Here is a 5366-nt window from a genome sequence, read left to right as displayed (position 1 = left end):
AAATAGTTACACTTTTTCCAGCTTTTCCTTCTGTAAAGAAGGGGTGGTATAATCCAGAAATATCTATATATAGGGGATTTTGGATGGTGAAATGGTTCGAGGAGGAATTTGCTCAAAAGGAACTCATTGAAGCAGGAGGAAACTCCCAGGAAGCAGTGCGACTTCTTGATGATAAGCTTGATCATATTCCTCCGGGCTGTGACGGTCTTGTACTTCAGCCATTCTGGGGACAAGAGCTTCTTAGACCTGAAGCAAAAGGCTCGATTATAGGATTCCATGACGGCCACACAAGAGCGCATCTTTACAGGGCTATAATTGAAGGAATAGCCTTCGCACTTTTAGAAGGAATAGAGACCCTTGAGAAAAAATCTGGAAGAAAAATGACGTCCATAGCATTATCTGGAGGAGGTTCTCAGAGTGATGCAATATGCCAGATAACGGCAGATATCTTCAACCGGGAGGTATACAGAGTTCAGACTTTCGAAACCACAGGACTTGGTGGTGCCGTTGCAGGATTTACAGCACTGGGGAAATTCAAGGACATAGATCAGGGAATTGAACAAATGGTCCATAAAAAGTCCATCTTCAAGCCTGATGAAAAGAATTCTACAATTTACAGAAATATATATTCCAAGGTTTACAAAGATATATATAAAAAACTTAAACCTCTCTATGAAGAAATGGAAAAAGTACACAAACATATGATATAATCAAGGATATGTCAGGCAAAGCGACTACGTCGATTGGAAAAGAAAATAAGGCAAGAATTAAGGGAGAAATAAAATGAGCGATAAGATATTGGTTGTAGATGACGAAAGACCTATAGCAAATATTATAAAATATAATCTTGAAAAAGAAGGCTTTGAGGTTTTTACGGCCTTTGACGGAAATGAAGCAGTTGAGATTGCAAGGGAATCGGATCCGGATCTTGTACTTCTTGATATAATGCTTCCATATAAAAACGGATTCGAGGTTTTGAGGGAAATAAGGACCTGGTCGACTGTTCCAGTACTCATGCTTACGGCAAAGGAAGAAGAGACGGATAAAATTACTGGACTTGAAGCAGGAGCTGACGACTATATAACAAAGCCTTTCAGCATGAATGAGCTGGTTGCTAGGGTTAAGGCAAATTTGAGAAGAAATAGCTATAAAAATCCTGAAGAGGAAATGAAGACCAAGATAATCCATTACGGAAAGCTTAAGTTTGATTATAACAAGCTTGAAGTATTCAAGAATGATGTACTCATATACCTTACCCACAGGGAGTTTGAACTTTTGAAATATCTGTCTCTTAATCCCGACAGGGTATTCAAGAGAGATCATCTCTTGAAAGAGGTATGGGGATATGAATTCGGAGATTTGAGGACTGTAGATGTTACAGTGAGAAGGCTCCGTGAAAAGATTGAAAACAAGGACGACAAGTATATAATTACTAAAAGAGGTGTCGGCTACTATTTCAGGAGGATTTAATAATGTTTAAGAGCATCAGGTGGAGATTCACATTAATATATTTTCTTCTGGTATTCATGGCAATGGCTATGGTTGGATTCTTCATTACGGACCAGCTTGAAAAAATCCAACTTGATTCAATAACTGAATCCATGAAAAGCCATATATCCTCCATATTTGCAAGCTCATCTCTTCTTCAAGGAGATGAGTGGACTGAAAACAGTCAGTCTATTGACGAACTCATAGCAAACAATGTTCAGATAGGCTATGATGAGAGCCTCTACATAATATTAAATGACAGTGCCAAGACAATAATAGCAAGCTCCGTAGGAAGCACTACTGGAGACAGTGCCTATGAAAGCAGGAGAATTGACAATCTTCTTGTTCTCGATTCTCTGAAGGGTGACATTGTTGAGACCATACCACTCCAGGACTATGATCAGACTAGTAGCAGGGTAAAACACATGGCATATCCAGTCAAAAGCAAGGATGGATCCATTGAAGGTATAATATATCTTACCTATCAGCTTAATTCAGTGTATGAAACAATAAATGAGACTACCATTATGCTCACAAGGGCGACTATGCTTGCTCTTTTTGTCACCGTTATTTTTGGATTTTTTCTTGCTAAGAGTATTACGGGACCAATCAAGGATGTAACCAAAAAGGCAAGGGAAATGTCCCAGGGTAACTTCGACCAAATTGTAGATGTCAAGTCAAATGATGAAATAGGACAGCTTGCAATGATGTTCAATTTCCTTACGAAGGAACTTAAGAAAAATATATCCAGCCTGCATCAGGAAAAAAGTAAGATGGAAACAACCTTCAACTATATGGCTGATGGAGTAATAACCTTCGACTTGGAGGGAAGGATCATCCATGCTAATCCTGTTGCAAGGGAAATACTTGAGATAGATGATGAAAAGGAAACCGATGGGGAAACGATATTGAGGAATATCGATTATCAGCTTACCAATGAGGTTCTGAAAGACCATGATTTCCTGGGAAGCTCCATCATCAATATAGACGACATGATATACAATATAAACTACGCTCCCTTCAAGAACGAAATGGAGGAAATAGGTGGGGTTATATTTGTTATGCAGGATATTACAGAGCAGCAGAGGCTTGACGACATGAGAAAGGAATTTGTTGCAAATGTGTCCCATGAGTTGAAAACGCCAATAACCACGGTGAAAAGCTATACGGAGACCCTTCTTGGAGGAGCTCTTGACGATAGAGAAACCACTGAAAGCTTTCTTAATGTAATACTTAATGAAAGTGATAGAATGGACAGGCTTGTAAAGGACCTTTTAAGGCTGTCTAGAATGGAATTTCAACAGGCTAAATGGAACAAGGTGCCATTGAATCCATGCTCCGTACTTGAGGAAACGGTAGAGAAGCTCAAAAACAGGGCTGATGATAAAAATCAAAACCTTGTATACAACTGCGGTATTGAAGAATTTAAAGTCATGTTCGACAAGGATGGACTTGAACAGATATATCAAAACATCATAGGGAATGCCATAAAGTATACTCCAGAAAATGGTGAAGTTCTAATAGGTTGTCAAAGAGAAGAAGATTACATAGTAGTTGAAATAGTGGACAATGGAATAGGAATACCAGAGGAAGACATAAAGAGGATATTTGAGAGATTCTATCGAGTGGACAAGGCAAGGTCCAGGGAAATGGGAGGCACTGGACTAGGGCTTGCCATTACACGACATATTGCCGAAGCCCACCACACTATCATAGAGGTCGACAGCACCATGGATAATGGAACCAAGTTCAGAATAGTTATGCCTCTAGCTATAAGAGGTGACAGTAATGTATAAGGAGAAGATTAAAAATTTAATTCTTATACTGCTTGTATCCTTTGCCATATTCCTTTCATCGCAGGTGTGGCTGAAATTTTCCTTTGAAAACTATGGCAATACTGTAAATGTTGAACTTCCTGAGTCCATATATCTCTGGGATAAAATAAGACCTGCAAAATTCGTTCTTACAGACGGAAAAGAATACAGGATACATAATTCCGAGTGTTGTGTAGAAATCTGGGATGTGTTCGTAGAAAGCATTGGAGACATAGTAAGATATACTGAATTTGAAGGAGTTGTTGAAGAGGAAGGGATTGAAAACAGAAGTATTAGAGTGGAGTTTGACAATCCAATACCTACTGTTCTTTTCATTGAAGGAATGGAGACCAACAATAATAGGCTTCAGAGCCAGGTAGAAAACATCAAGTGGATTTCTTACGATTTTGATCAGGATGTTTTTCTAATAAACGACGGAAAAGAAACCTATAGCTTTACTATGGAATCAAAAACTGAAGATCTTTTTACAGTTTATAGCAAGGCTATAGGATATGCGAGGGAAAAATATTCGGGAACATATGTGTCGGACTATGGATACAATGATATTCCTATTTCCACCAGCGAGGTGACACTGAATCCCGTTTTTGTAAAGTCGGAAATAGACATAGGCGATACTGAACAGATTGAAGAGATAGCAAAAAATTATTTTGAAGAAAATTTTGACTATGTAAGAAAAAGCGTTGACAGTACAGGAAGCGTAAACTATATATTTAAGAATGAAAAAGTGCTGAAAATCAACAAGGATGGACTCCTTGAGTTTTACGATTCAATTGACAGTTCCCTTGAAAGAAGTGACGTATACGAGTCCTTTAAGATTGCACTGTCTTTCATGGATGATTTTCTGGGATTCCCGGAAAATGCATATCTCAGTGAAGTGGAACTCTTTCAGAAAGATGGAGAATATGGATACAGCTACATATTCTCCTACAACTTGTTAAACAAGCCTATAATCTTCAGTCAGGTAAGGAATGAAAAGGCAATACAGATAGATGTCCTTGGAAGCAAGGTTGTACTTTATAAAAGGTTCATAAGGGTTGCGGACTTTTCTATGGAGGCTAATATGGAAGAGGTTGAGGTGCTGTCTCCAGATGAGATAATCAGTAAAAATATTGATTTTATTACTAATCTTTACCTGGAAAGAAGTGGTGGAGGCGAAGAGGAATTCGAATCTACAAAAAGCCACATACTAAATTCCATCTACAGCATAGAGCTGGCATATTTTGATCCTTCAAGAAAGCTCAAAGACCAGCTTTTGAGAACGGTATGGGTAATACGAACTACAGACAGGCAGTACGTATTCAATGCAATATCGGGAGCAATAATTGAAGAAACCATTGCAGGGCTGGAGGAATAAATGGATTGGAACAAGGCTAAGACAATACTGATAATAGGCTTTATAATGATAGATGCCTTTCTATTTACCCAGGTATATGACATAGGATCCAATTTGGGAAAAGATGGAGATCCAGTAATTCAGGTTCTAAATGATCACGGCATAGAAATTGAGGCTGAAATATCTTCTGAAGATTTGTCTCTTCCCCTTCTTGAAGTGGAATATGAAATATACGATGGAGATAGTCCGGAACTGGTAAAATTTCTAGGTAGCGATTTTTATGAAATTAAACCTGACGAACATTATAGGAATGATGACAGTGGAAGTATACAGATAAGTGATGGAAAGAAACTGGTTTTTCAACTGAGAAAAACAGAGCATGATTATAATCTTGATCAGGAAAAGGCATTCAACCTTGTGCAAAAGTTTATTGAAGAATATTCCATGAACATGGAAAACTATGGTGAAATAAATCTAGTCAGTAAAAACGGAATCTACAATATTACTTATCATGAAATGTATGGCGACTATTCTCTTGAAAATTCCTATGTTACATTCGTAGTTGATGGAAATGGCGTTGTGGGATTTGAAGAGCAAAAGATAAATTCAGTAAGGGAAAGTCAGGGAACAGTAAGCATAACAAAGGGAGAAGAGGCGATTTTGCGGCTTCTTAGACATGATGATATTTCAGGTCATACATTAAAGGAAGT

At 38.1% G+C, this 5366-nt stretch carries 5 protein-coding genes; all 5 read left to right on the top strand.

Annotated features, from left to right (window positions below; translation table 11 throughout):
• Positions 1–710: FGGY-family carbohydrate kinase (locus AC3AX0_RS06425; RefSeq protein ID WP_487549479.1), on the top strand; the 710-nt coding region annotated here is incomplete at its 5' end.
• 73 nt (positions 711–783) lie between these two features.
• The gene (locus AC3AX0_RS06420; RefSeq protein WP_487549478.1) at positions 784–1470 is read left to right on the top strand and encodes a response regulator; all 687 of its coding nucleotides are present in this window, start codon (positions 784–786) and stop codon (positions 1468–1470) included.
• A 2-nt stretch (positions 1471–1472) separates the two neighbouring features.
• Positions 1473–3284, top strand: coding sequence for a HAMP domain-containing sensor histidine kinase (locus AC3AX0_RS06415; RefSeq protein WP_487549477.1), 1812 nt, complete (start codon positions 1473–1475; stop codon positions 3282–3284).
• Entirely contained in the window at positions 3277–4677 is a 1401-nt protein-coding gene (locus AC3AX0_RS06410) for a hypothetical protein (RefSeq protein ID WP_487549476.1), read from the top strand. Before AC3AX0_RS06415 ends, AC3AX0_RS06410 begins: the two co-directional genes overlap by 8 nt.
• Positions 4678–5366: two-component system regulatory protein YycI (locus tag AC3AX0_RS06405; RefSeq protein WP_487549475.1), on the top strand; the 689-nt coding region annotated here is incomplete at its 3' end. It abuts the gene before it with no gap.

This window comes from Dethiosulfatibacter sp., from assembly GCF_983023055.1.
The sequence above is the reverse complement of the archived record's forward strand: the minus strand, read 5'-3'. Positions and strand labels throughout refer to the sequence as shown.